This is a genomic window from Roseibium sp. M-1 (genome assembly GCF_054515675.1).
In genome coordinates this window covers 5,048,437-5,073,492 of record NZ_CM137257.1, presented here as the reverse complement: position 1 = coordinate 5,073,492, position 25,056 = coordinate 5,048,437, and the positions used below count along the sequence as shown (strand labels likewise).

The window sequence follows — 25,056 nt, the reverse complement described above, 5'->3', positions numbered from 1 at the left end:
CTCCTCAGGATGAGGTCGAAAAGGAAGCAGCTGACGCGCCGCACCCCAACATCCGCCGTGGTCGAATCGCACAATTCAGGGTAAGCAACCGGGTCTGATCCTGAAGGAGCGCTCCGTGGCCTGGTCCCCGCAACAAGACGATGCCCTGAAAGAAGCCGCCGCCTGGCTGAAGCGCGGCGACCGGCAGGTGTTCCGCCTGTTCGGCTTTGCGGGTACCGGCAAGACCACTCTCGCCCGTCATCTGGCGGAAGGCATCGACGGCGATGTGTGCTTTGGCGCCTTCACCGGCAAGGCCGCCCATGTGCTGCGCCAGAAGGGCTGCGAGGATGCCGGCACCATCCATTCGCTCATCTACCGTCCCCGCTCAGCCAAGGAGGAAGAGGACCTCGACGACGATGACGACGATGCCGGGCCGCAGTTCGCGATCAAACGGGACAGCCAGGCGGCAACCGCCAGCCTGATCGTCATCGACGAATGCTCCATGGTGGACGAGGAACTCGGCAAAGATCTTCTGTCCTTCGGCACGCCAGTCCTCGTGCTCGGCGACCCGGCACAGCTGCCGCCGGTCAAGGGCGGCGGGTATTTCACCGAGGCCGAGCCGGACGTGATGCTGACGGAAGTCCACCGCCAGGCCCAGGACAATCCGATCGTGCGCATGTCCATGACAATCCGGGACGGTGGCGGGCTCGACTACGGCATTTTCGGTGAGAGCAAGGTCATTCACCGCCGCGAGATCGACAAGGACCAGATCCTGGCTGCAGACCAGGTGCTGGTCGGCACCAACAAGACCCGCCGGCTCTATAATGCCCGCATCCGCGAACTGAAGGACTTCACCACGCCGATGCCGGCCGTCGGCGACAAGCTGGTGTGCCTCAGGAACGACAAGACCAAGGGCCTGTTGAACGGCGGCCTTTGGACAGTAAAACAGCTGCGCCCGCCACGCGGCAACACGCTGCGCTTCGACGTCACCTCCGAAGACGAACTCTCCCGGACAGCGGTGAAGGTAAAGGTGCTGCCGGCCATGTTCGAGGAAGGCGCCGAGGCCATTCCCTACGCCATTCGCCGCAAGGCCGAGGAGTTCGACTACGGCTATGCCCTGACCGTCCACAAGGCGCAGGGCTCGCAATGGGACAGCGTCGTGCTCTTCGACGAAAGCTGGGCCTTCCGCGAACACAAGAGCCGCTGGCTCTATACCGCCGTCACAAGGGCGGCGGAACGGATTACTGTCGTAAAATAGGAGCTGGCCGGTCGGGCTCGTCGAAACCGGACAAGACGCTGTATCCGGGCAAGGCTTGCAGCGCGGTCTCGACAAATGTCTTCAGATCCGCCCCGGTGCTGCCGCTGCGCCCGAGCAATGCGACCGCCGAAAACTGTCCATCGACAAAGGTCGCCGTCCGGTCGACATCCGTATCATCAGGCATCTCACCCGCGGCAACCGCCTTCAGAACACGCTCCCGGATGGCGTTGTAGCGGCTCTCACGAAGGCCGGTCACCACTTCCCGGTGACGGTCTGTGCCATAGGTGCAATCGACCAGGGCATTGACGAGAAAACATCCGGCAGGGGTATTTGTGTCGACCGACAGGTCGGCAACCGCACCCAGAAAATCCCGGAAATCGTCAATGACGTTTTTCTCGGCCCGATTAAGCCTGGCAAAGACCGGACCGCCGTAATTCTCGAAATAGTGCAGCAATGCCTTTTCGAACATGGACTCCTTGTCGCCGAAGGCGGCATAGAGCCCCGGCTTCGCCATGCCGGAAACTTCGGAGAGCTCGCTCATCGACGTGCCCGAGTAACCGTTCTGCCAGAAGGCGATCATCACGGAGTGAAGCGCATCCCGGGTATTAATCTTTCTCGGCCGCCCGCGTGCCATCGGTCTGTACTCCCTATAACAAACCGCGTTTCCCAGTCGTTCCAGCTTGGATTGTCATTCCAGTCTGCGCCGCATATCTGGTTCGAAAATCAATCCCGGTAGAACGGTTGCCGCCAGCCGATCCGCGTGCTGTCATTTTCGCACGGGAGCCCACTCGACCACGGTGCTCTGCTTAAAGAATAACCACTCTTCCCGATTGGAAAATACGCAATTTGTTGCAATCCGTACAGGAACCACCCTAATTTCAACCAATGAGTGTAGTCCAAATGCAATTATTTGCAAGAAACCGGCCGATCGGGCTCTTCATTGGGTAAAATGGCACCTGGTCCGGCGCGCTCATGCAGGTCAATCGGCATTTGCCGGTGGACGGAGTGCCCCGGTCTCTTTTCCGCTCCCTTGAGGCGGATTATCGTCTGCGGCTCAGATTTTCACCATTGAAAGCACCCGCGTAAATGGCCACCGAACCGACAACCGACCTGAACCAGACCTCCACAAAGACATTGCTGCCGGCCGAGATCGCGCTGCGCATCGCCAACCGGATCGCCGATGAAATCGGCTGCAAGGCCGGGCAGGTCAACGCGACGGTCCAGATGCTCGACGAAGGCTCGACCGTGCCCTTCATCGCCCGCTACCGCAAGGAGGCGACCGGCGGCCTCGACGATACCCAGCTGCGCAAGCTGGAAGAGCGCCTGGTCTACCTGCGAGAGATGGAGGACCGCCGCGCCGCGATCATCAAATCCATCGACGAACAGGGCAAGCTGACCCCCGACCTCGTCGCCGGCATCCAGGCGGCCGACACCAAATCGCAGCTTGAGGACATTTACCTCCCCTTCAAGAAGAAACGCCGCACCAAGGCGCAGATCGCCCGCGAGGCCGGTCTGGAACCGCTCGCTGACCTGCTGCTTGGCGATCCGACGAAGGATCCGGAAGCGGAAGCCACCGCATTTGTCGATCCGGCCAAGGAGGTCGCCGACACCAAGGCCGCCCTCGACGGTGCCCGCCAGATCCTGATGGAACGGTTTGCCGAAAATGCCGGGCTGGTCGGCCGTCTTCGCCGTTATGTCGAGGAACGCGGTGTCGTCCAGTCGAAGCTGATCGACGGCATGGCCGACAAGGGCGCCAAATTCGCCGACTATTTCGACTATTCCGAACAATGGTCGAAGATCCCGAGCCACCGTGCACTGGCCCTGTTCCGCGGCCGCAACGAAGGCGTTCTTTCCGTCGATCTCACTGTCGATGCCGACGACGTCTCACCGCTGCTGCCGGCGGTGAAGATGGTTGCCGACACCTATGCCATCGCCGACCGGGGCCGTCCCGCTGACAAGTGGCTGATGGAAGCCGCGCGCTTTGCCTGGAAGGTGAAGCTGGCGCTGCACCTGGAACTCGACCTGATGGGCGTCCTGCGCGACAAGGCCGAGGAAGAGGCGATCCAGGTCTTTGCCCGCAACCTCAAAGACCTGCTGCTGGCCGCACCCGCCGGTGCCAAGTCGACGCTCGGCCTCGATCCCGGCATCCGCACCGGCGTCAAGGTTGCCGTCGTCGATGCGACCGGCAAGCTGGTGGAGACGGCCACCATCTATCCGTTCCAGCCGCGCAACGACGTCTCCGGCTCCCGCGCGGCACTGCTGGCCCTGATTGCCAAACACAAGGTCGGCCTGATTGCCATCGGCAACGGCACCGCCAGCCGCGAGACCGACAAGCTGGCCGGCGATGTGCTGGCCGACATTCCGGCAGCGCAGCGGCCGGTGAAGGTCATCGTCAACGAGGCCGGCGCCTCGGTCTATTCCGCCTCCGAACTGGCGGCGAAGGAAATGCCGGATGTCGACGTGTCGCTGCGCGGTGCGGCCTCCATCGCCCGCCGCCTGCAGGACCCGCTGGCCGAACTCGTCAAGATCGAGCCGAAATCCATCGGCGTCGGCCAGTACCAGCACGACGTCAACCAGACCCGGCTTGCCCGCGCCCTCGACGCGGTGGTGGAAGATGCCGTGAACGCCGTCGGTGTGGATCTCAACACCGCCTCCCCGGCCTTGCTGTCGCGTATTTCCGGCCTCTCCGACAGCCTTGCCAAGGCCGTTGTCGAACACCGGGACTCCATCGGCCGTTTCAACAGCCGCTCGCAGCTGAAGGAAGTGCCGCGCCTCGGCGCCAAGGCCTTTGAGCTTTGTGCCGGTTTCCTGCGCATCAACGACGGCAAGGAGCCGCTGGACGCCTCTTCCGTGCACCCGGAAGCCTATCCGCTGGCAAAACGCATCGTGAAGGCGTGTGGCCGGGACGTGCGCCAGATCATGGGCGATGCCTCGCTGCTGAAAGGCCTCGATCCGTCAGAATTCACCGATGAGAAATTCGGTCTGCCGACGGTCAGGGACATCCTGTCGGAACTGGAAAAGCCGGGCCGCGACCCGCGTCCGGAGTTCAAGACCGCCGCACTGCAGGAAGGCGTCGAGGAAATCTCCGACCTGAAGCCGGGCATGAAGCTGGAAGGCACGGTTACCAACGTCACCAATTTCGGGGCGTTCGTCGATGTCGGCGTGCACCAGGACGGGCTGGTGCATGTGTCCCAGCTGGCGGACCGTTTCGTCGACGACCCGCACAAGGTCGTCAAGGCCGGCGACATCGTCAAGGTGACCATCCTGGAAGTGGACGTGCCGCGCAAGCGCATCTCCATGACCATGAAGTCCGCTGTCGATTACCAGGGCCAGCGTGAACGTGCGGTCCAGGACCGGGGCGGCGCAGGCGGACGCGGCCCGGGTGGCAATCGTCCGCAGGGCGGGCGCGGGCCGAACAACCACGGCCCGGGCGGAAACCGGCCGCAGGGCGGAGCACCGAAAACCTCCGGCGGGGATGGCGGCAACAATGCCCTGGCGGCGGCACTGGCTGCGGCCATGAACAAGAAGCGGAAGTGATTTGCTTCGCCGTCCAGCGTCCTTTGCCGCCGGACGGCGACACCAATCCCCGAATGGTTTTGCGGGGGCTCGACCATCGCGCAAATCAGCCCTAAGTTCTTTTAAAGACACACATGCGAGGCTAGGCGCATGAGCGAGGAAGATGCTCCGAAGGAGTGGCCCAAGCAGGACATGGATTCCGGCACGCTGACCGCCCTGGCGCATCTTTATCGCGCCGAGGTGTTCCGCAGCACCCATTGGCGCACCCGTCTCGACAACACCACCAACTGGGCCGTCGTCACCACCGGCATCGCGTTGTCGGCGACCTTTTCCAACGTCGAGGCGTCGCCGCTGCCGATGGTTCTGGTTGGTCTGCTCGTATCCGTTTTCCTGGTCTTCGAAGCGCGCCGCTACCGCTATTACAACATGTTCCGCGCCCGTGCCCGGCTGCTGGAGTCCGATCTCTATGCCCCCATTCTCCATGGCCGCAAGGTGCCGGTCGACGGCCGCTGGGCGCGGTTGCTTGCCGAAGACTACGAGATGCCGCACTACCATATCTCCCTGTTGCGGGCGGCGGGACGGCGGCTGAGATCGAACTATTCCTGGATCCTGGCGATCCAGGCGGTCGCCTATTACGGCAAGGTCGCCATCCACCCGGTGCCGCTGACGAGTTTCGCGGAAGCCTTCCAGCGCGCCGCCATCGGTCCGATCCCCGGATGGTTCGTCATCCTCGCCGGGCTGGTCTTCCACACAAGCTGGGTTGTCTTTGCCATCTACACCCTGCGGCTCGACCGTCGATACCGCAAGGCCGGCCACTCGCCGATGCCGCAGGTGTGAGTTTCGCGGTGTCTCTGCATTAAAACAGGTGAGCCGTCACCCCGGACGAGCGAAGCGAAGATCCGGGGCCCACTCGCTGTGCCGCTTGCCGATACGCCGGACTTTTCGTCACAACTTGTTGTCCGTCGCAGCTCGCTGGAAACGAGTAGGCCCCGGGCCTCCCTTCGGTCGCCCGGGGTGACGCCTGAGTTGGCTTAAAGCCTTTCCAAAGACTGCTTTCAATCCGCCCAACGATGACATCGTCACAATCTTGAAGTGTCGCAATTACCCCAGGTTACTTCCACCTCAAAACCGGTCCGCCCGGTACGGAGCCGGGTCGATCGACGGGCGCATACCGTCGATCATGTCGGCTATGACCTCTCCTGTGATCGCCGACTGGGTCAGGCCGTGATGGGCGTGGCCGAAGGCATAGAAGATATGCTCGTGCCGCGACGCCGGCGAGATCACCGGCAGGCTGTCCGGCAGCGACGGCCGGAAGCCCATCCAGCGCGTTCCGCCTTCTGCGTCCAGTTTCGGATAGAACAACCGCGCTTTTGCCACCATGGCATCGACCCGCTTCCAGTTCGGCGCCAGGTGCAGTCCGCCGAATTCGACCGCGCCGCCGACACGAAGACCGGTCGATAGCGGCGTCATCACAAACCCATGCCCCGGCAGCATGATCATGCGGTTCACCCGTACGCCCGGCTGGGGAACCGTGATGTTGTAGCCGCGCTCCGTGTCGAGCGGAATGCGGTCGCCAAGCTGGCGCGCGAGCCGTCCGGACCAGGCACCGCAGGCAAGCACCAGCTTGCCCGCGGACATCTGTTTGCCGTCCTTCAGCAGAATGTCGCAGCCATCGGGACGCGGAACCAGACGGTCGGCTTCGCCGGTCTTGAACTCGACACCTTCGGCTTTCAGCCAGTCCGCTATCGTCAGGCACAGCACTTTCGGCTCGTCCACCTGCACCCAATCCGGCACCAGCGCGCCGCCAACGACCCGGTCCGAAAGATCCGGCTCGATCTCCCGCAAGGCGTCTGAACTCAGTTCCTCGACGCGGACGCCATAGTGCCGCTGCTCGTCCCAGCCGGCGCGGCAGGACCGGAGGGAGGCTTCCGTGTCGAAGAGCTCCAGACAGCCGTCCCGTCGCACCTGGTTGTGTGTGCCGGAGACCCACCACAGCCTTTCCCATGCGGGCAGCGCCGCACCGTTCAGCGCGACCAGTGCCCGCGTGCCCCGCGCCACCTGGGCGGAGTTGGAGGCTGCCAGGAAGCGCAGCATCCAGGGCAGGATCTGCAAGGCATAGGCCGGGCGCACGGCAAGCGGCCCGAGCGGATCGGCAAGCCATTTGAGCGCCTGTTTCCAAAGCCCCGGCGAGGCCATGGGCGCCACGTCTGTCCAGGCGATGGCGGCGGCATTGCCCTGGCTGGCGCCTGCCGCCGGCCCTTCCCGGTCCAGCACCGTAACCTTGTAGCCCCGCTGGACGAGGCTGGCGGCTGCCGCCAGACCAACAATGCCCGCTCCGAGGACATGGACGTATCCCTTGCTCATTCAAAAGCCCTTCCGTGGCGCTTGTTCGCGCGAAGGTCATTGCACTTGCTATTGGTGCAGTGGGGTTTTCGCCAAAAATCTCCCCATGTCAGAGCTTATTTGCAGCCCGACGGCAAGTGCTTTGCCGTCACAGGCCATCAAGCGTTTCAGGGTCGCAGCGAATTGACCGAGAGTGTCGCCATCTTGACCCGCCTCTGATATATCAGAAGAAGATCAAAACTATACGAAAGCCAAACCGATGACGGCAGACCGCAGTCAATCCGCCCTCGCCTATCGCCGGCTGGAGGAAGACATTGTCACCCTGAAACTGCGGCCGGGGGCTGCCATCACCGAAGCCTCGCTCACCCACCGCCTGGGTCTTGGCCGGACTCCCATTCGCGAGGCGATCCAGCGGCTCAGCTGGGAAGGTCTGCTGACCATCCGTCCGCGGCTCGGCATCATCGTCGCCGAGATGAACCCGTCCGATTTCATCAAGGTGCTCGAGGCGCGTCATGCGTTGGAGCGCCTTGTCGCGGGCCTGGCAGCGAGGCTAGCCAGCAAGGCAGAGCGGAAGACACTGGAGACCATCGCCGTTGATATGCGGGAAGCTGCCGCCGGCGCCGAGGTCGAGACCTACCTGCGCCTGGACAAGGCCTTCGACGAGGCCGTCGCGGCGGCAGCCTGCAATCCCTTCGCGACCCAGGCGCTCGCTCCGCTTCAGACCCAGAGCCGCCGGTTCTGGTACCGGCACTTCGGCGAGGCGGATCTCAATCCTGCCGCCTGGAGCCACATGGAGGTGATGCGCGCCATCGCCCAGGGCGACGTCAACGCCGCCATGGACCATGCGGAAAACCTCATGCTGTATCTGCGCCGCCAGGCCACCACCCTCGTGAGCGGCGTCGGCTAGAGCGCGTCGCGAAAAAGCGGGTACCGGTTTTTCGCAGCAGGACGTGCTTCAAAAAGAGAGAGAAAGCGGGTTACGTGAATTCGAATGAACGTGACACGCTTTCCAGAAGCTTATCTTTTCGCGGTGCTCGATTTCAGAAGCCAGGAAAACAGCACCAACGCCAGGACGGCTCCGGCAAGCTCCGCCGCGATGAAACCCGGCAGGTCAACCGGCCGGATGCCGGAGAAGGTGTTGGTGAAACTGCGCGCGATCGCGACGGCCGGATTGGCAAAGGATGTCGAGGCGGTGAACCAGTAGGCAGCGGTGATATAAAGCCCGACCAGCCAGGGCACGGCCGCCGCATTGAAGCGGATACCGGCGAGGATGCTTGCCAGCAGCCCGAAAGTCGCCACCACTTCCGCCACCCATTGCCCTCCGCCCGTGCGAACGGTTTCCGAAGCCTGCAGGACGGGCAGCTCGAACATCACATGGGCGACAAGCGAACCACAGATGCCGCCCAGGATCTGTGCGCCGACATAGGCTGCGGCGACCGCCAGCGCCAGTTCGCGCCGCAGCCAGAAGACGAAGGTGACGGCCGGGTTGAAATGGGCCCCGGAGATCGGCCCGAGAATGGTGATCAGCACCACAAGGATGGCTCCGGTCGGGAGGGTGTTGCCGAGCAGCGAGACGGCGACATCGTCGGAGAGCTTGTCGGCCATGATGCCGGAGCCGACGACCGTGCCGACGAGCATGGCGGTGCCGAGCGCCTCGGCGGTCAGCCGCCGGGAAAGCGTGAAGTCAGACATGCGTGAGATCCTGGTTGTCGGCAGTTGCACCGATGGCAGTCAGGCGGGCCTTGCCGTCCGGCGCCGTAAAGACATCGTCACCAAGTGCCAGCATGCTGTTGATCCGGCGTTCCAGGCGCTCGTAGGCAAGGTCGAAGGCAGCGCCTCGGGCAGCATCGTCCCCGTCCACACTCGCCGGATCCGGGATACCCCAATGCACGACCAGCGGATGTCCCGGCCAGACCGGGCAGGCTTCCCCCGCGGCGTTGTCGCAGACGGTGATGATGAGATCCATTTTGGGTGCGTCCACGCCGGCGAACTCTTCCCAGCTCTTGGAGCGGAAGCCGTCCGACGGCAGACCGTGGCGCCTCAGGCAGGCGAGTGCATCCGGGTTGACGGTTCCCCTCGGCGTTGAGCCGGCGGAGAAAGTCTGGAACCGGCCCTGGCCAAGATGGCGCAACAACGCTTCGCCTAAAACCGAACGTGCCGAATTGGCCGTGCAAAGAATAAGAGCATTCCGCATAAAAATCCCACCTTTTGCCAAGCTTTAGCAGGCATCGTCCGTACGGCATCCGGCGCTCGCCGCCATGGATGCGATCGGTGCGCACAGCTCCGGATTTCCGCCACAGCAGTCCTGCAGCAGATAGGTCACGAGAACCTGCATGGTTTCCAGGCTTGCGCGATAACAGATCGAACGCCCGTCCCGTTCAGCCCGCACGAGACCGGACCGGGACAGGGCGCCCAGGTGGGTCGACAGGGTATTCGGACGCACATCGAGCGCATCTGAAATGGCACCGGCGGTCATGCCTTCTTTTCCGGCTTTCACCAGAAGGCGAAAGACGTCGAGGCGCGTTTCCTGACCGAGCGCTGCCAAGGCGTTCAGGGCGTCTTCTTTTTCCATAATTCGAGAATACTCGAAATAACGAATAATGCAACCGGCATTTTCGGAATTTCTGCTACACGTTGCGGAAGGCAAAGAAGGCGTAGACGTAGGCAAGCGCCGCAAGCAGCGCCGTCAGCGCGAAGACCAGGCCATAGCCACCGATGGCGAAGGCCGCGCTGGAGACCGCCAGACCGACCGTCCCGCCGATGGTCTGCGACGTCATGGCGATGCCGCCGCCCTGCCCGTGCTTGTGTGCCGGCAAAGCTTCCGAAATTGCCGCCCGGGTCGGAGTGAACAGGAACGGAAAGGCAAGGCCAGCCACCAGCAGACCTGGCGCGAACAGATAGACATTGTTCGCCGCTTGCGTCGCCACCAGCCACAGGAAGGATACCGAGAGAATGCCGAGACCGAACAGGACCTGGCTCCGTTTCGGGATCTTGTCCGCCAGGCGGCCGCAGACCGCCGCCGTGAAAGGCTGCAGCGCGGGTGCCAGCATCACCACGACACCCGCCAGGAACGGACTGAGTTTCAGATCCGTTTGCGCATAAAGGGCGACGAAGACAAACAGCGGCATCTTGGCGTACTGCGCCGTGAAGATGGTCAGGTTGCTGCCCGAGAAGACCGGGCTGGAGAACAGCTTGACCTCGACAAGCGGAGCCTCCAGCCGGCCTTCCACCCGCCAGAAGAGACCCAGCAGCAAAATGCCGGCGGCGAGCAGCGCCAAAATGACCGGGCTGCCCCAGCCGAGACCGTCGGCTTCCATCAGCGCATACACGAGGCAGAACATGCCGGCCGCGATCAGCATCAGTCCGGCCCAGTCGATCCGCTGGCCGGCGGGCCGCCGCATGTCGCGCCAGGAGAGCGTGATGACGGCCGCGACGGCGATCGACACGACCGGATTGATCCAGAAAATCCAGCGCCAGGACAGGAAGTCGGTAAAGAGACCGCCGACAAGTGGGCCGAGCGCGAGGAAGGTCGTGCCGACGGCACCCGTCGTTGCAATGGCCGCCCCGCGCACATTCTTTTCGAAGGTCATGGTGACCATGGCAAGAAAGATCGGAAAGATGATCGCCGCTCCGACGCCCTGCAACGCCCGGGCAGCGATCAGAACCCCGCCGGACGGAGCAAAACCGCAGGCAACCGAGCAAAGTGCAAACACCGTCAGTCCGATGAGGAAGACACGCAACACGCCGTAGAGATCGGCGAGCTTGCCGCCGACGGCAACAAAACAGGCAAAGGTCAGGAGATAGGCATTCACCACCCAATGCGCTTCATTGTTGGAAAGCGCAAATTCCTTCTGGATGGTCGGAAGAGCGATGCCGACGACCGTTTCGTCCAGCAGCACCAGCCCCAGCACGCAGCTGACGGCACCAAGCAGCCACCATTTGCGGTTCGTATCGGTAATGGCCGGCATGAAAAGGCTCCCGAAGTCATCCTTCGGGAGCCTAACGCATTCAAGCGAACCTGGATATCTCCGGTTGCCCGGAGTTAGGCCGCCTTCGCCGCCAGTCGCTTCCTGATGCTTTCGACATCCGCATTCGGCGTCGCCGCGAACAGGGTCTTGGTGTAGCTGTGCTGCGGATTGCCGAAGACCTCGTCCCGCGTGCCGTATTCGACCACTTCGCCGAAATACATCACCATCACCTTGTCGGCGATGTAGCGCACCACCGACAGGTCGTGGGAGATGAAGACGTAAGTAAGGCCCATCTCTTCCTGAAGGTCCGCCAGCAGGTTCAGGATCTGCGCCTGGACGGAAAGGTCCAGCGCGGAAACCGGCTCGTCGAGCACCAGCAGCTTCGGCTTCATCATGATGGCGCGGGCAATCGCGATGCGCTGACGCTGACCGCCGGAGAACATGTGCGGATAGCGGCCGTAATGTTCCGGCTGCAGGCCCACCTTCATCAGCATTTCCAGCGCCAGGTCCCGCCGTTCGGCGGCCGGCATGGTGGTGTTCAGAAGCAGCGGCTCTTCCAGGACGTGCCCGATCTTCTGGCGCGGGTTCAGCGAACCATAGGGGTTCTGGAAGACGATCTGCACCTTCTGGCGCATTTCCCGCGAAATGCCGGTTTGCGAGATATCGATCGGCAGGCCGTCGATCTCGATGCTGCCGGAAGACTGCGCGTCGATCATGGTCAGCATGCGGGCAAGGGTCGACTTGCCGCAGCCGCTTTCGCCGACGACGGCAAGCGTCGTGCCGCGTTCCACATCCAGGTTGACGCCCTTGACGGCGGTCAGGGTGGAGGCCTTCCTGAACATGCCGCCCTTGATGTCATAGGTGCGGTAAAGGTCGCGGACCTTGAGGATCACATCGCCAGACATAACTTAAAATCCTCCCGCTTCAGCAAAGTCGCTGACTGTCGGCAGACGGTCGCCGGTGGCATTTTCCGGCAGGGCCGAAAGCAGCGCCTTGGTATACGGGTTCTTGGGGCTTTCGAAGAGAGAGAGCACGTCGGCCTCCTCCATCTTGCGGCCCTTGTATTGCACGATGACGCGGTCGGCGGTCTCGGCCACAACACCCATGTCGTGGGTGATCATGATGAGGCCCATGCCGGACTTCTGCTGCAGCTTCACCAGCAGATCGAGGATCTGCTTCTGGATGGTCACATCGAGAGCAGTCGTCGGCTCGTCGGCGATCAGCAGCTTCGGCGAACAGGCAATCGCCATGGCGATCATCACGCGCTGGCACTGGCCGCCCGACATCTGGTGCGGGAAGGCCGACAACCGGTCCGCCGGGTTCGGAATGCCGACGGAGGTCAGCAGTTCCACCACACGGTCCTTCGCCTGACGGCCCTTGAGGCCCATATGCGTCTTCAAAGTTTCGCCAAGCTGGAAGCCGACCGTGAAGCACGGATTGAGGCTGGCAATCGGCTCCTGGAAGATCATCGAGATGTCCTTGCCGATCACGCGGCGCCGGTCCTTTGCGGACAGGGTGCGCAGATCGAGACCCTCGAATTCCATCTTGTCGGCGGTGATCGTCGCCGTGTTCGGCAACAGGCCCATGGTCGCGAGCATCGCAACGGACTTGCCGGAGCCGGATTCGCCGACGATCGCCAGGACTTCGCCGGCATCGACCGTGTAGTCGACGCCGTCGAGTGCCTTGAACGGCCCCTTGGCGGTGTCGAACTCGACCTTGAGGTTTCTGATTTCAAGAAGCGGCATCGCTTAGCTCCTCTTCAGCTTCGGGTCGAGCGCATCGCGCAGGCCGTCGCCGACCAGGTTGATGGCAAGAACGGTGATGAGGATCGCAAGGCCCGGGAACGTCACGACCCACCAGGCGCGCAGGATGAACTCACGCGCTTCGGCGAGCATCGTGCCCCATTCGGGTGTGGGCGGCTGCGCGCCCATGCCGAGGAAGCCGAGGGCTGCCGCATCCAGGATCGCGTTGGAGAAGGACAGCGTCGCCTGAACGATCAGCGGTGCCAGGCAGTTCGGCAGGATTGTCTTGAACATCAGCCGCATGTGGCCGGCACCGGCAACCTTCGCGGCGACCACATAGTCTCGGGTACGCTCGCCAAGGACGGCGGCGCGGGTCAGGCGGACGAAATGCGGCTGTAGCACGATGGCGATCGCGATCATGGCATTGATCAGCCCCGGCCCCAGGATGGCAACGAGCACCAGAGCCAGCAGCAGCGACGGAAAGGCCAGGATGATGTCCATGACGCGCATGATCAGCGTGTCGGTCATGCCGCGCATGTAACCGGCGACGAGGCCGATGACGACACCGCCCACCAGGGCGATCGTGACGACGACGACACCGATGAACAGCGAGAAGCGGGCACCGTAAATCAGGCGCGACAGGATATCGCGGCCGACGGCATCCGTACCCAGAAGGAATGCAGCCTTGCCGCCGTCTTCCCAGACCGGTGGCACGAGGAAACTGTCACGGTACTGGAAATCCGGGCTGTGCGGCGCAATCAGTGGCGCGAACACCGCCATGAGCACCAGCAGCATGAAGACCACAAGGCCGACAACCGCGCCCTTGTTCTGCGAGAAGTAGTACCAGAACTCTTTCAGCTGCGCCTTGGTGGCGTTGCGGCTTTCCGCTTGGAGTTTGGCGGTATCGGCCTTGGCGGCCGGCGAGGTCATTGTCATTGTTCTTGTCCCCGGCTCAATTGTGGCGGATGCGCGGATTGATCAGGCCGTAGAGCACGTCCACGATCAGATTGACCAGCATGATGATGCCCGCGATCAGCAGCAGCCCGCCCTGCACGACGAAATAGTCGCGGCGGGAAATGCTGTCGACGAGCCATTTGCCGATGCCCGGCCAGGAAAAGATGGTTTCCGTCAGGATCGCACCGGCCAGCAGCACACCGACCTGGAGGCCGATGGTCGTGACCACCGGAATAAGCGCGTTGCGCAGCGCATGCAGGCCGATGACAGAGCGCGGCGGCAAGCCCTTGGCACGCGCCGTGCGCACATAGTCTTCCCCCAGGACCTCGAGCATCGCGGACCGGGTCTGGCGGGCAATCACCGCCATCGGGATCGTGGCCAGCACGATCGAAGGCAGGATCAGGTGACGGACCGCCGACAGGAACGCGCCTTTTTCTCCGGAGAGCAAACTGTCGATCAGCATGAAACCGGTGACCTGCGGGAAGAAGAACATCAGCGAGATGCGGCCCGAGACGGGCGTCCATCCGAGAATGCCGGAAAAGAGGATGATCAGGAGCAGGCCCCACCAGAAGATCGGCATCGAATAGCCGACCAGCGCGGTGCCCATGATCGCCTGGTCGGCGACGGAACCACGCTTCACGGCAGCGAAGATGCCCGCGGGGATACCGAGGCAAACCGCGATGATGATCGCGCAAAGGGCCAGTTCGGCCGTTGCCGGGAACAGCGTCAGGAACTCGTCGAGCACAGGCTTCTTGGAAACGAAGGACGTTCCAAGGTCCCCTTGGAAGATGCCGGCGACATAGTCGAGATATTGTTGCCAGAGCGGTTTGTCGAAGCCGAGCTGGCCAAGGACCTGAGCCCTTCGTTCATCGGAAATTCCGCGCTCGCCGGCGAGAAGCTCTGCCGGGTCGCCGGGCAGCATGCGGATAAACGAAAAGGCGACGAGGGTGACGCCGATGAATGTCGGTATCAACAGGCCGAGTCGACCTAGAAGAAAGCGAAGCATGTCAGGTTCCAGATATGAAGAACCAGCGGAACCGACCTAGTGACAAGGAGAGAATCCGCCGGTCTGAATGTCCGAAGGCGCCGGCATTGCTGCCAGCGCCTCCTTTAAGTTAGGCGGATTTACTCCGCGATGTCCACGCCGTCAAACCAGTGACCACCGAGCGGGTCCATGACGTAGCCGGAGACCTTGGAGGACATCGGCATGAAGACGACGGAGTGAGCGATGGTTGCCCACGGAGCCTGCTCCTTGAAGACCACCTGAGCCTCTTCGTAGAGCTTCGTGCGCTCTGCCTTGTCGGTCACGGTCTTGGCCTTCTTGATCAGGCTGTCGAACTCTTCGTTGCACCACTGGGCGCGGTTGGAACCGCCGACGCCGTCACAGCCGAGCAGAACGGCCAGGAAGTTGTCCGGATCGCCATTGTCGCCAGTCCAGCCGAGCAGAACGGCACCGTCGCGATCGACATCCTTGGAACGGGACAGGTATTCACCCCATTCGTAGGAAACGATCTCGACATTGACGCCGATATTCGCGAAGTCGGCCTGAATGACTTCCGCCATGCGGCGGGCATTCGGGTTGTACGGACGCTGCACCGGCATTGCCCAGATCTTCATGGACAGGTCGGACACGCCGGCAGCTGCCAGCATTTCCTTGGCCAGTTCCGGGTTGAAGTCGTCGTCCTCGACCGCGTCGTTGTAGGACCACATGGTCGGCGGGATCGGGTTCTTCGCAGCCTGGCCGGAGCCCTGGAACACGGCGTCAAGGATCGCCTGCTTGTTGATGGCGTGGTTCAGCGCCTTGCGGACTTCCGGCTTGTCGAACGGAGCCTGCTTGGCGTTGTAGGCGAGGTAACCGACGTTCAGGCCCTGCTGTTCCATCAGCGTCAGGCTTTCGTCTGCCTTGATGTCGGCAATGTCCGCCGGTGCCGGGTACGGCATGACGTGACATTCGCCGGCCTTCAGCTTCTGCAGGCGCACGGCTGCGTCCGGAGTGATCGCGAAGATCAGGTTGTCGACCGGCTGCTTGCCACCCCAGTAGTCGGCATGGGCCGCATAGCGGATCACGGCGTCCTTCTGGTAGCCGACAAAAGCGAACGGGCCGGTGCCGACCGGCTGCTGGTTCAGCTGTTCCTTGGTACCGGCAGCTTCGAGCTGCGCGGCATATTCAGCGGAGACGACCGATGCGAAGTCCATCGCCAGGTTGGCGATCATCGGTGCTTCCGGACGGTTCAGCACGAACTTGACCGTGTAGTCATCGACCTTGTCGATGCTCTTGATCAGGTCCGGCATGGACATGCCGTCGAAATACTCCCACGCGGTGCCGGCGGTGTATTCATGCCACGGATTGTCGTCCTTCAGCTGGCGCTCGAAGGTGAAGATCACATCGTCGGCGTTGAAATCGCGGGTCGGCGTGAAGAAGCTGGTGGTGTGGAACTTCACACCCTGGCGCAGCTTGAAAGTGTATTCCAGGCCGTCTTCGGAGACTTCCCAGCTTTCTGCCAGGCCCGGAAGCACTTCGGTCGTGCCGCGCTTGAACTCGACAAGCCGGTTGTAGATCGGCTTGGAAGAAGCGTCGAACGTGGTGCCGGCGGTGTAGAGCGCGGCATCGAAGCCTTCAGGCGAACCTTCGGAGCAATAAACCAGGTTTTTTGCGTTCGCACCCGTTGCTGCAATCACAGCAAGGCTGGCGCCAAGAAGGGTTGCCTTCAAGGTTTTTTGGAAATTCATCAAACTGTTCTCCCCTTGATGAAGAGCTGGGCCTTGCATCGTTGGTTCGTGCAATGGAGTTAAGCCCAAGCCAGCGCAAACTAAGGCGTCTTTTTGGCAGAAAATCAACTGCCAACATATTTCTAATTTGGCTCAGTTTTTGAAATTTTTTTGCTAGGTAAGCGATGCTGCCGTAAATTTTTAACGCATCGGAGTTTACTTATTGAAAACAAATACCGTAACGGCAGCAATTTTCAAGGCTTGAATAAATTGCTGAAAACAAAAGGCTCTCGAAAAAACGAGAGCCTTTCAATCATTCAATCCTGCGTAGTGCGGGTTCGTTTGACCGCGTCTTTCCAACCGGCCAGCAAACGCGCCCTTTCTTTTTCCTCCAGCCGGGGTTCGAACCGTTTTTGCAGCTTCCACCTGGACGAAAACGTGTCGGCTCCCGGCCACATTCCGGCCCTTGATCCGGCGAGCCAGGCCGCGCCAAGCGCGGTGGTCTCGGCGACTGTCGGCCGGTCCACCGGCGCGCCGAGAATGTCGGCCAGAAACTGCATGGTCCAGTCGGAAGCGGTCATGCCGCCATCGACCCTCAGCACCGGCTGTTCGGCATCCGGCCAGTCCGCCTGCATGGCCTCCACCAGGTCGCTTGTCTGGTAGCCGACGCTTTGCAGAACCGCCCGGGCAATTTCCTTCGGGCCGGTGTTGCGCGTCAGGCCGAACAGTGCCCCTCGGGCATCCGCATCCCAGTAGGGCGCTCCGAGGCCGACAAAGGCCGGCACCAGGTAGACATCCTGATTCGGATCGGCGCCCTCGGCGAGGCCCTGTGTGTCGCCCGCATTTTCGATGAGGCCGAGCCCGTCGCGCAGCCACTGCACGGCAGCTCCGGCAACGAAGATCGAACCTTCCAGTGCGTAAGTCGTCTCGCCGTTCAGCCGGTAGGCGATCGTCGTCAGCATGCGGTTGTTCGATTTCACCGGCGTCTTGCCGGTATTCATGATGGCAAAGCAGCCGGTGCCGTAGGTGGACTTCACCATGCCCGGCTTGAAGCATGCCTGTCCGACCGTCGCCGCCTGCTGGTCGCCCGCGACGCCAAGGATCGGGATTTCCCGCCCGAAGAGCTCCGGATCGGTCATGCCGAAATCATCCGCGCTGTCCTTCACCTCCGGCAACAGGCTCTGCGGAATGTTGAGAAGCCGGCACAGTTCGGCATCCCAGGCATTGTCGTGGATATTGTAGATCAGCGTGCGCGAGGCATTGGTGGCATCCGTTGCATGCACCTTGCCGCCGGTCAGCTGCCAGATAAGCCAGGTGTCGACCGTGCCGAAGGCGAGCTCACCGCGCTCCGCCCGGGCTCTGGCGCCCTCAACGTTGTCGAGGATCCAGGCAATCTTGGTGCCGGAAAAATAGGGGTCGAGCAGCAGGCCCGTCCTGTCGGCAAAGGTGGCTTCATGCCCCTCTCCGCGCAGCCTTGCGCAGAAGTCCGCCGTGCGGCGATCCTGCCAGACGATGGCATTATAGACAGGCTCGCCGGTGGACCGGTCCCAGACCAGGGTTGTCTCGCGCTGGTTGGTAATGCCGATGGCCGCGACAGCAGCTCCCTCTTCCGGCGTCCTGGCCATCGCCTCCCGGCAGACCCGGAGCGTGCTTGTCCAGATGTCGGCCGGGGAATGCTCGACCCAACCCGATTTCGGGAAATGTTGCGGAAATTCCTGCTGACCTACGCTCAGCGGACTGAAATCGTCGCCGAAGACAATTGCCCGGCTCGACGTCGTGCCCTGGTCAATCGCCAAAACACATCCGCCCATGGCGCACCTCCCCATATTATCTGTCAAGAAAGCTGCCGGCGCGGCCGGCAGCTCATCAGTTGTGTTTTGAAAACTATGCAGCAGCGCCGGACTTTTGCGCAAGATAGCCGGCAAGGTAGTCCTTTAGCCCGGCAGCCTCCTCCTTGCTGAGCCTCAGACCAAGCTTCGTCCGCCGCCACAGGATGTCCTCTGCGCTGCGCGCCCATTCACGGCCGACCAGCCACTTCACCTCGGCCTCGTAAAGATCGTACCCGAAGCAGCGGCCGAGATCGTCCAGATGCTGCGCCTCCGCCAGGATCATGCGGGCATCCGTGCCATACTGACGGATGAGGCGGGTTGCGAATTTCTTTGCCAGGAACGGAAAGTCCGTCTCCAGCTTCGCCACTTCGGTGCCGAATTCCTGCACCCTGAAATCGCCGCCCGGCAGCGGCGCATAGGCAGTCCAAACCCCGCGCTTGAACGGCAGATAGGGCTCCAGCTTTTCCAGAACCTGTTCGCCGAGCACCCGGTACGTCGTGATCTTGCCACCGAAAACGGACAGCACCGGCGGCTTGTCGCCACCGCCGTCGAGTTCCAGCACATAATCGCGCGTGGCCGCCTTGGCGTCCTTGGCACCGTCATCGAAGAGCGGCCTGACGCCGGAATAGGTGCTGACGACATCGGCCGGGGTGACCGGCTTTTCCAGATACTCGCTGACGGCCTTGCAGAGATAGTCGATCTCGTCCCGTGAGATTTCGACCTCGCCCAGGTCGCCGTCGAAATCCACGTCGGTCGTACCGATCACCGAGAAGTCGTCCTGATAGGGAATGGTGAAGACGATACGGCCGTCTCCATTCTGGAAGATGAAACAGCGGTCGTGGTCGAAGAGACGCGGCACGATGATGTGGCTGCCCTTGACGAGGCGGATCTTCGAACTGTTGTTTGCCCCGACCACGCCCGTCAGCATGTCCGCAACCCAGGGCCCGGCGGCATTGACCAGCACGTTCGCGGTCACCGTCTTCTCTTCGCCCGTGGCCCGGTCCTTCAGGCTCACTTTCCAGACGTCGCCGTCCCGGCGTGCGCTGACACATTTGGTGCGGGTCAGGACATCCGCGCCGCGGTCGGCGGCATCGCGCGCGTTCAGGACAACAAGCCGGGCATCGTCCACCCAGCAGTCGGAATATTCAAAACCCTTCCGGAAGAGCTTCTTCAACCCCTGTGCAAACGGCGCCCGGTCCAGGCGGACGGTCTTGGTGGCCGGCAGCAGCTCACGCCCGCCGAGATGGTCATAGAGAAAGAGACCGAGCCGCAGCAGCCAGGCAGGCCGCAGGTCTTTGTGATGGGGCAGGATGAAGCGCAGGGGATGAGCGATATGCGGAGCGGCCCGCCAGAGAACTTCCCTCTCCTTCAGCGCTTTGCGCACGAGCATGAACTCGTAATATTCCAGATAGCGCAGACCGCCGTGAATGAGCTTGGTGGACGCCGAAGAAGTCGCTCCTGCAAGATCGCCCATTTCCACCAGGAGGACAGTCGCGCCCCGGCCGACGGCGTCCCGGGCGATGCCCGTTCCGTTGATGCCCCCGCCGATGATCAGAAGATCGTAATCCGCAGCCATGAACCTGTCCCCGGCTTGTGTGTAGTCGCGCATTTGGATGTGAAGCGAAATTAAAACGAAACTTCTCGAAATTCAATCAACATTTTTCGAGCGCCCGAATGAAAACGCCCCGGACGGCTTTTACTCCGTACCGGGGCATCCCCTCTCGGGCACTTATCAATCAACCAGTTGATTTTGCTATCTATCTCCATCGTCCGGCGGCGCATCATCAGAGAAGACGACATTGGAGACCTCCGGCTTCTCGCGTTGTTTCACTTTCTTGCCACCTTCGACGAAGGGCGGGGTGGCTGAGTGATAGGTGACCTGCGGGAACGGGATCTCGATATCGCGCTCGTCGAACACCTGCTTGACGAATTCGTTATAGGCACGCCCGACAGACCACTGGTCCCCCGGTATCGTCTTGATACGGCCACGGATATCGATGGAACTCGCGCCGAAATTGGTGACGCCGTGCATCTCGAATTCGCCGATGATCTTCGGCCCGAAGTCGGTTTCCTTCAGCCGCCGGAACGCCTCCAGCATCGCCTCCTTGGCGAACGTGATGTCCGTGTCGTAGGCAACCCCGATCAGGGCGACGTGGTAGGAAAAGCCGCGCATGAAATTGGAGACCATGTCGACGGAGGAGAACGGAATGATATGTGTCGTGCCGTCAATGTCGCGCATCCGCAGCGACCGGACCGTAATGCCCTCGACGGTGCCCGTGATCCCGGCAACGGTAACGACATCGCCTTCGTTGATGGCGTTCTCGATCTGAATGAAGGCTCCGGTGATGATGTCCTTCACCAGCGTCTGCGCACCGAAGGAAATCGCCAGGCCGACGACGCCGGCACCGGCGATGAGCGGGCCGATATCGACGCCGATTTCCGACAGGGAAAGCAGCGCGGCCATGACGATGATGACCACGGTCGACGCGTTGCGAAACAGCTGGAACAGCGTCCGCTCCCGCGCGGTCACGATGTGGCCGGACCGTTCCTGTAGCCGCAGGTCCACCCAGGACATCACGGCCAGCCAGACAACAAAGGCAACCAGCAGCACCATAAAGGCCGAGCCGTAGCTTGAGAGCAGCTCGACACCCGCCTCGGTTAGGAACCACTCCACGACGGTAAGCACCCCCCAGACTTCCAGGATCAGCAGAACCGTTGCGAGGAAGACAGCGAAACGAATGATCTTGAGAAGGCGTGGCACGAAGGCGTTCAGCCGGTATTGCAGCGCCGGCAGCGTCCGGTTGACGTCCTCGGGCAGACGGATGCCGCCCTTGATCGCCCTTGTCATCACGAGGGAGAGTGCCATGCCGGCCATGATCGTCAGAATCGAGAGGCCGGTGGCGCGCAGGATGATCGTCGTGGCATCGAAAGGACGCGTCACCCAGATGATGAAGACGGCGGCAATATAGCCGTAGGCGGCCAGATGCCAGAACCGGCCGGCCATCGTCAGCCCTCTTCGGGCCAGCGCGCTGCTGAGATGCTGCGCGTAATCGTTTGCCCCGGTCGAGACCCTCTGCCTGTTCCGGTGAACCAGCACCAGGAGATAGAGCATGCCCAAAAGAACGACAAGAAAGCGCAGGGCGTTGCCGAGAACGAAGGAAACGGCAATGTTCGCGATCGGGACGGCCAGGAAGACCCCAAAGATGATCCAGTACATGAACAGCCGCAAGCGCCGATACCAGTAAAGGGAACTCTCGTCGGTGAAGGGAAGCAGGCGCAGCTCCGGGCGTCCGGGGGCAAAGACGAACCGCAACGACACATTCGCTATGCCGATGAGGAAGAAGGCATTGAGGGCGAGACTCTCCGGCAGCGTCACCCCGGTCACGAAACCACCGTAGCTGGACAACGCCGCCGCGTTGCCGACGGCCCAGCCGATGCCGACAGTAACCGCATCGACCAGCGACGTCAGAACCAGAACGAAACTCCGGGTCAGCCCGCCGCCATAGCGGGCCAGCAGAGACATGCGCGGATAGAGCTGTTTTGCGACAAGCTGGCTCGCAAAAAAGCCCGCATAGGCTGCGATCAGGACAACAATGACCTGGATCGAGATCTCCTGCGCCCTTTCCCACTTGATCGGGATCTCGCCCCTCGCAATCAGGCCAAGACCGTTCAAAGAGCGCATCGCCTGCTCAAGCAGAAAACCTGCATCGTCGACGAGTACTCGCGTGTATTCCCCGATCCGAAGCGCGAAATTCTCCTGATGCAGCGGCTGCGTGGCTGACTGACCTGTCTCCCCCGCTGCAGCCGGCTGCTGGGCGGCAGCGCTGTCGCCTCCGGTCTGCGCTGCCGACCCATCGGTTTTTTGCAGTAGATCGATCAGGGCTGCCCGGCTTTCAGGATCGTTCAACACCTTGATCAAGGCCTGGTTGGCCTGCTCGATATCGGATGCCTGACCTGTGTCTGTCTGTGCGGCACTGCTGGCAGCAGTTGCTGCAGCGGGCGCTTCCTGGGCCGAGAGCGGGGTCAGTTGCACCAGAAAAAGGGCAATAAGACAAAGGCGCAAGATCGTCATGTCAAATTCATTCCATTTCAAATATCGGCCTGGGGCGTGAACTCATGGTCTCCGGCAAGGACAATAGGGAAAAACATCTCACTGAAAAGGGTTCGCCGGAAATTCATTAAAATTTTTACATCACATCAAGAATAACAGCCGCTAATCGTAGCAACTCTTTGCCGATAACCAGAAATGGCAGTGTTTTTCAGATTTATCACCAAATTTTGCAAATTTACGCAGGGGCAATCTACTGCATTACCCAAGCAGGTAACGTAATACTAACAATATCGGCGGCAGTGTAGACCGAAGAGGAGGAAGGATGCCAAAGTCCTTGATCAAGCTTGCCATGGAAGGCACGGACGAAGCCCGCCAGCGTCTGTTTACGCAGGTGAGCGAACTCGTCATTGCCAACCTCGACGAGCGCACCGATCGGGAACTTGCCATCTTTGCCGAAGTGATTATCAAGCTCTATGGCGTCGGCTCCGCGAAGGACCGGGCCCGGCTGGCGCAAAAGCTTGCCGCGCAGGCAAACACACCTCCCGAACTTGCCCGAAGGATCGCCGAGGACGAGGTTAGCGTGGCCATGCCCCTTCTCGCCCAGAGCCCGGTGTTCAGCCAGGAAGACCTGATCGACTTCGTCGAGCGGCTCAGCAATTCGCATCTGCAGGTGCTCGCCCGCAGAACCGATCTTTCGCCGGAAGTCTCCGACGCCATCGCCGAGAAGGGCGACCGGCCGGTGCACCGGATCCTGGCCGGCAACCGCGAGATCAAGCTCTCGCGCGAGACGATGCTCAGTTTCGTCAAGTATGCCACCGAGGACGTGGTGCTGCGCGAGGATCTCTGCCTGCGGTCCGACCTGTCGCCCGCCGTCTGCCGTTCCCTGCTGCCGCTGGTGAATGACGAAACAAAAAAGCGGCTGCGCAACATCATCGAGGGCTCGCTCTCCCAGGAACAGCTCGACCAGATCGCCCGGTTGAAGGTTCTGCGCCGCGAATTCGGCGACGCCCTTGAAAACACGGACATGGGCCTGTTGTGGAGCGATGCCGAGCGGGCCGAGATTTCCATCAACGAACTCGTCATCCTGCTGCTGCAGGACGGCCGCTTCAACCACACCATCGAATTGCTGAGCGCACGCGGCCGGATTGCCCAGAAGGCGTTCAAGGACGCGGTCTTCAACGGCAAACAGGATATCGTGCTGAAGGCAGCGGCAAAGGCCGGCCTCGACATGCCGACCTTTGCCCTCTTCGCCAAGATCCGCTGCGATCATCTGAAATTGCCGGCGACCCAGGGCGCGGAATGGACCGTCGCCTACAAGAAGCATCTCGACAGCACGGCCGTCACCAAACAGTCGCGCTGCGCGGACTTCCAGGCAAACAGGCGGGAAAAAAAAACTCGTCTCGCAAGTGACCGGCCCACGCGCCTCGGCGCGATGTGACCTTTCATCCCTTTAGAGCACGTCGCGAAAAAGTGGATTCCGGTTTTTCACAAAAAGACGTGCGTCAAAAAAGGGAGAAAGCGGGTCACGTGAATTCAATTGAACGCGACACGCTTTAGGCGATTTTTCAGCCGCGCGAGCAAAGCGTCGCGGCAACCGCTGTCGACAGGGTCGCGGCCGCGTAGAACCAAAGACCAGGCAGGATGGCCGCGGCGGCAAGGCCGCTGGTCTTGGCGGCAAACAGCACCAGCGCCACCAGCATCACATCCAGCATGGACCACTTGCTCACCATCGACAGCAGTGCCAGCGAACGGGTCTTCGCCCCACTCAGCACCGCAACATGGATCAGCAGGATCTTCACTGCGGGAAAGCCGATCGAGAACAGGGCCACAATGCCTGCCAGCGCTGCATCGCCGTCCTGCCAGAGGCTCAGGACCATATCGATCAGGGTCGGCCGGTCTTCCAGGAAATAAAGCCGCTCGAACCGCATAAGCGGCTGCGTCAGCCCGAGCGCGAAGGAAAAGGTCGAAAGGGGAAGCAGCAGCGCCAGGAAAAATCGCATGAAATCGGCCTGCCCCGTTCCTTGAAATTGCTCTACGCAGGCAGCAGTCGTCTACAACGCCGCCGCGGGTTCCCTATAGCACCCGGGCAACAAAGCACAAACCCGACCGCCGCTAGTGGAGCGAATTTGACATTTGCTCCAGCGCTAGCAGCAGGGGGATGCAAATGTCAGAATCGAACCACTAGGTGCGATCAGGCATATAAGTCTGTGCGGGAGGTCCTGCCAGTCTCCGCGTTGGAGACCGGCGGGTCAAAGGAGAGGTAAGAGGCGCGCCTAGCGGCCGCGGACGCGGGCCGCCACTTCGTCGAGCTGGTCCTGCTCCGCCATGTCCTGGGCGGTGCGTTCGCGCTGCTGGTCGCGTTCCTCGAGCTGCTCGAACTTCTTCAGCTCTTCGATGGCTTCGCTCAGCTCGTCACGGGCACGTTGCAGCTGGTCGTCCAGCTCATGTGCGGAATTGCGCAGGTTGTCGCGCCGGTCCGCCGCCGCCTTGGCGAAGGTCGGATAGGCGAAATGCGTCACGTCCGTGATGCCGACACGTTCCTGTTCGGACCGGATCTGGTCGTCGAGTTCATCGGCCATGCGATTGAACTCGGCGATCATGCTTTCGATCTGAGCAAGCTGCCGCCGCTTTTCGTCAACCTGAAACCGTTTCAAACGGATCAAACTGTCTCGGGTCTTCATTACTCAATACTCCCCTAACACGGGCA

21 protein-coding genes are annotated in these 25,056 nt (G+C 61.7%); 5 read left to right on the top strand and 16 right to left on the bottom strand.

Annotated features, from left to right (window positions below):
- The first annotated feature begins 115 nt into the window (after positions 1–115).
- Positions 116–1,237: an ATP-dependent DNA helicase gene (locus ACX3M4_RS23070; RefSeq protein WP_459355309.1), complete on the top strand. Its 1,122-nt coding sequence runs from the start codon at positions 116–118 to the stop codon at positions 1,235–1,237.
- Here ACX3M4_RS23070 and ACX3M4_RS23065 read toward each other — a convergent pair.
- Complete coding sequence (locus ACX3M4_RS23065) at positions 1,221–1,871, bottom strand: TetR/AcrR family transcriptional regulator (protein WP_459355308.1); 651 nt, start codon at positions 1,869–1,871, stop codon at positions 1,221–1,223. The two genes, ACX3M4_RS23070 and ACX3M4_RS23065, sit on opposite strands and share 17 nt — an antisense overlap.
- 452 nt (positions 1,872–2,323) lie before the next feature.
- Here ACX3M4_RS23065 and ACX3M4_RS23060 point away from each other — a divergent pair, with 452 nt between their 5' ends.
- The gene (locus tag ACX3M4_RS23060) at positions 2,324–4,774 is read left to right on the top strand and encodes a Tex family protein (protein WP_459355307.1); all 2,451 of its coding nucleotides are present in this window, start codon (positions 2,324–2,326) and stop codon (positions 4,772–4,774) included.
- A 129-nt stretch (positions 4,775–4,903) separates the two neighbouring features.
- A complete protein-coding gene (locus tag ACX3M4_RS23055; RefSeq protein ID WP_459355306.1) occupies positions 4,904–5,590 on the top strand; it encodes a DUF2270 domain-containing protein in 687 nt (228 codons plus the stop codon).
- A gap of 285 nt (positions 5,591–5,875) precedes the next feature.
- On the opposite strand, the gene ACX3M4_RS23050 is transcribed toward ACX3M4_RS23055, so the two are convergent.
- A complete protein-coding gene (locus ACX3M4_RS23050) occupies positions 5,876–7,117 on the bottom strand; it encodes an NAD(P)/FAD-dependent oxidoreductase (protein ID WP_459355305.1) in 1,242 nt (413 codons plus the stop codon).
- A gap of 238 nt (positions 7,118–7,355) precedes the next feature.
- Between ACX3M4_RS23050 and ACX3M4_RS23045 the strand changes: the two genes are divergently transcribed.
- On the top strand, positions 7,356–8,003 hold the full coding sequence (locus ACX3M4_RS23045) for a GntR family transcriptional regulator (protein WP_459355304.1): 648 nt from the start codon (positions 7,356–7,358) through the stop codon (positions 8,001–8,003).
- 110 nt (positions 8,004–8,113) lie between these two features.
- Here the strand turns inward: ACX3M4_RS23045 and ACX3M4_RS23040 are convergent, their stop codons facing one another.
- The 12 genes from ACX3M4_RS23040 to ACX3M4_RS22985 all read right to left on the bottom strand — a co-directional run bounded on the left by ACX3M4_RS23040 (position 8,114) and on the right by ACX3M4_RS22985 (position 22,370).
- Positions 8,114–8,788, bottom strand: coding sequence for an aquaporin (locus ACX3M4_RS23040; protein ID WP_459355303.1), 675 nt, complete (start codon positions 8,786–8,788; stop codon positions 8,114–8,116).
- Positions 8,781–9,290 carry an arsenate reductase ArsC gene (locus ACX3M4_RS23035; RefSeq protein ID WP_459355302.1) on the bottom strand — a complete coding sequence of 170 codons (510 nt, stop codon included), beginning with the start codon at positions 9,288–9,290 and terminating at the stop codon, positions 8,781–8,783. Before ACX3M4_RS23035 ends, ACX3M4_RS23040 begins: the two co-directional genes overlap by 8 nt.
- A 24-nt stretch (positions 9,291–9,314) precedes the next feature.
- Positions 9,315–9,668, bottom strand: a complete 354-nt coding sequence (locus tag ACX3M4_RS23030) for an ArsR/SmtB family transcription factor (protein ID WP_459355301.1) — start codon at positions 9,666–9,668, stop codon at positions 9,315–9,317.
- A 55-nt stretch (positions 9,669–9,723) separates the two neighbouring features.
- On the bottom strand, positions 9,724–11,064 hold the full coding sequence (locus ACX3M4_RS23025) for an MFS transporter (RefSeq protein WP_459355300.1): 1,341 nt from the start codon (positions 11,062–11,064) through the stop codon (positions 9,724–9,726).
- Between the two features lie 74 nt (positions 11,065–11,138).
- The gene (locus ACX3M4_RS23020; protein ID WP_459355299.1) at positions 11,139–11,969 is read right to left on the bottom strand and encodes a dipeptide ABC transporter ATP-binding protein; all 831 of its coding nucleotides are present in this window, start codon (positions 11,967–11,969) and stop codon (positions 11,139–11,141) included.
- 3 nt (positions 11,970–11,972) lie between these two features.
- Positions 11,973–12,809, bottom strand: a complete 837-nt coding sequence (locus tag ACX3M4_RS23015; protein WP_459355298.1) for an ABC transporter ATP-binding protein — start codon at positions 12,807–12,809, stop codon at positions 11,973–11,975.
- A gap of 3 nt (positions 12,810–12,812) precedes the next feature.
- Positions 12,813–13,742, bottom strand: a complete 930-nt coding sequence (locus tag ACX3M4_RS23010; protein ID WP_459355297.1) for an ABC transporter permease subunit — start codon at positions 13,740–13,742, stop codon at positions 12,813–12,815.
- Between the two features lie 16 nt (positions 13,743–13,758).
- On the bottom strand, positions 13,759–14,766 hold the full coding sequence (locus ACX3M4_RS23005; protein ID WP_459355296.1) for an ABC transporter permease subunit: 1,008 nt from the start codon (positions 14,764–14,766) through the stop codon (positions 13,759–13,761).
- Between the two features lie 119 nt (positions 14,767–14,885).
- Positions 14,886–16,490 (bottom strand): ABC transporter substrate-binding protein, encoded by a 1,605-nt coding sequence (locus ACX3M4_RS23000; RefSeq protein ID WP_459355295.1) that lies wholly within the window; start codon positions 16,488–16,490, stop codon positions 14,886–14,888.
- A gap of 296 nt (positions 16,491–16,786) precedes the next feature.
- On the bottom strand, positions 16,787–18,280 hold the full coding sequence (gene glpK, locus ACX3M4_RS22995; protein ID WP_459355294.1) for a glycerol kinase GlpK: 1,494 nt from the start codon (positions 18,278–18,280) through the stop codon (positions 16,787–16,789).
- A 73-nt stretch (positions 18,281–18,353) separates the two neighbouring features.
- On the bottom strand, positions 18,354–19,874 hold the full coding sequence (glpD, locus tag ACX3M4_RS22990; protein WP_459355293.1) for a glycerol-3-phosphate dehydrogenase: 1,521 nt from the start codon (positions 19,872–19,874) through the stop codon (positions 18,354–18,356).
- A 177-nt stretch (positions 19,875–20,051) separates the two neighbouring features.
- Positions 20,052–22,370 carry a mechanosensitive ion channel domain-containing protein gene (locus ACX3M4_RS22985; protein ID WP_459355292.1) on the bottom strand — a complete coding sequence of 773 codons (2,319 nt, stop codon included), beginning with the start codon at positions 22,368–22,370 and terminating at the stop codon, positions 20,052–20,054.
- Positions 22,371–22,671: 301 nt separating this feature from the next.
- Between ACX3M4_RS22985 and ACX3M4_RS22980 the strand changes: the two genes are divergently transcribed.
- A complete protein-coding gene (locus ACX3M4_RS22980; RefSeq protein ID WP_459355291.1) occupies positions 22,672–23,787 on the top strand; it encodes a DUF2336 domain-containing protein in 1,116 nt (371 codons plus the stop codon).
- 127 nt (positions 23,788–23,914) lie between these two features.
- Here ACX3M4_RS22980 and ACX3M4_RS22975 read toward each other — a convergent pair whose 3' ends face one another.
- Complete coding sequence (locus ACX3M4_RS22975; RefSeq protein ID WP_459355290.1) at positions 23,915–24,349, bottom strand: paraquat-inducible protein A; 435 nt, start codon at positions 24,347–24,349, stop codon at positions 23,915–23,917.
- A 273-nt stretch (positions 24,350–24,622) separates the two neighbouring features.
- Positions 24,623–25,030: a flagellar export protein FliJ gene (fliJ, locus tag ACX3M4_RS22970; RefSeq protein WP_459355289.1), complete on the bottom strand. Its 408-nt coding sequence runs from the start codon at positions 25,028–25,030 to the stop codon at positions 24,623–24,625.
- Positions 25,031–25,056: the final 26 nt, after the last annotated feature.

What these genes read in the sequence shown, in the direction of transcription:
- ACX3M4_RS23065 (WP_459355308.1), bottom strand. Translation starts at nt 1,871, where the DNA reads ATGGCACGCGGGCGGCCGAGAAAGATTAATACCCGGGATGCGCTTCAC.
- ACX3M4_RS23060 (WP_459355307.1), top strand. Translation starts at nt 2,324, where the DNA reads ATGGCCACCGAACCGACAACCGACCTGAACCAGACCTCCACAAAGACA.
- ACX3M4_RS23055 (WP_459355306.1), top strand. Translation starts at nt 4,904, where the DNA reads ATGAGCGAGGAAGATGCTCCGAAGGAGTGGCCCAAGCAGGACATGGAT.
- ACX3M4_RS23050 (WP_459355305.1), bottom strand. Translation starts at nt 7,117, where the DNA reads ATGAGCAAGGGATACGTCCATGTCCTCGGAGCGGGCATTGTTGGTCTG.
- ACX3M4_RS23045 (WP_459355304.1), top strand. Translation starts at nt 7,356, where the DNA reads ATGACGGCAGACCGCAGTCAATCCGCCCTCGCCTATCGCCGGCTGGAG.
- ACX3M4_RS23040 (WP_459355303.1), bottom strand. Translation starts at nt 8,788, where the DNA reads ATGTCTGACTTCACGCTTTCCCGGCGGCTGACCGCCGAGGCGCTCGGC.
- ACX3M4_RS23035 (WP_459355302.1), bottom strand. Translation starts at nt 9,290, where the DNA reads ATGCGGAATGCTCTTATTCTTTGCACGGCCAATTCGGCACGTTCGGTT.
- ACX3M4_RS23030 (WP_459355301.1), bottom strand. Translation starts at nt 9,668, where the DNA reads ATGGAAAAAGAAGACGCCCTGAACGCCTTGGCAGCGCTCGGTCAGGAA.
- ACX3M4_RS23025 (WP_459355300.1), bottom strand. Translation starts at nt 11,064, where the DNA reads ATGCCGGCCATTACCGATACGAACCGCAAATGGTGGCTGCTTGGTGCC.
- ACX3M4_RS23020 (WP_459355299.1), bottom strand. Translation starts at nt 11,969, where the DNA reads ATGTCTGGCGATGTGATCCTCAAGGTCCGCGACCTTTACCGCACCTAT.
- ACX3M4_RS23015 (WP_459355298.1), bottom strand. Translation starts at nt 12,809, where the DNA reads ATGCCGCTTCTTGAAATCAGAAACCTCAAGGTCGAGTTCGACACCGCC.
- ACX3M4_RS23010 (WP_459355297.1), bottom strand. Translation starts at nt 13,742, where the DNA reads ATGACAATGACCTCGCCGGCCGCCAAGGCCGATACCGCCAAACTCCAA.
- ACX3M4_RS23005 (WP_459355296.1), bottom strand. Translation starts at nt 14,766, where the DNA reads ATGCTTCGCTTTCTTCTAGGTCGACTCGGCCTGTTGATACCGACATTC.
- ACX3M4_RS23000 (WP_459355295.1), bottom strand. Translation starts at nt 16,490, where the DNA reads ATGAATTTCCAAAAAACCTTGAAGGCAACCCTTCTTGGCGCCAGCCTT.
- glpK (WP_459355294.1), bottom strand. Translation starts at nt 18,280, where the DNA reads ATGGGCGGATGTGTTTTGGCGATTGACCAGGGCACGACGTCGAGCCGG.
- glpD (WP_459355293.1), bottom strand. Translation starts at nt 19,874, where the DNA reads ATGGCTGCGGATTACGATCTTCTGATCATCGGCGGGGGCATCAACGGA.
- ACX3M4_RS22985 (WP_459355292.1), bottom strand. Translation starts at nt 22,370, where the DNA reads ATGACGATCTTGCGCCTTTGTCTTATTGCCCTTTTTCTGGTGCAACTG.
- ACX3M4_RS22980 (WP_459355291.1), top strand. Translation starts at nt 22,672, where the DNA reads ATGCCAAAGTCCTTGATCAAGCTTGCCATGGAAGGCACGGACGAAGCC.
- ACX3M4_RS22975 (WP_459355290.1), bottom strand. Translation starts at nt 24,349, where the DNA reads ATGCGATTTTTCCTGGCGCTGCTGCTTCCCCTTTCGACCTTTTCCTTC.
- fliJ (WP_459355289.1), bottom strand. Translation starts at nt 25,030, where the DNA reads ATGAAGACCCGAGACAGTTTGATCCGTTTGAAACGGTTTCAGGTTGAC.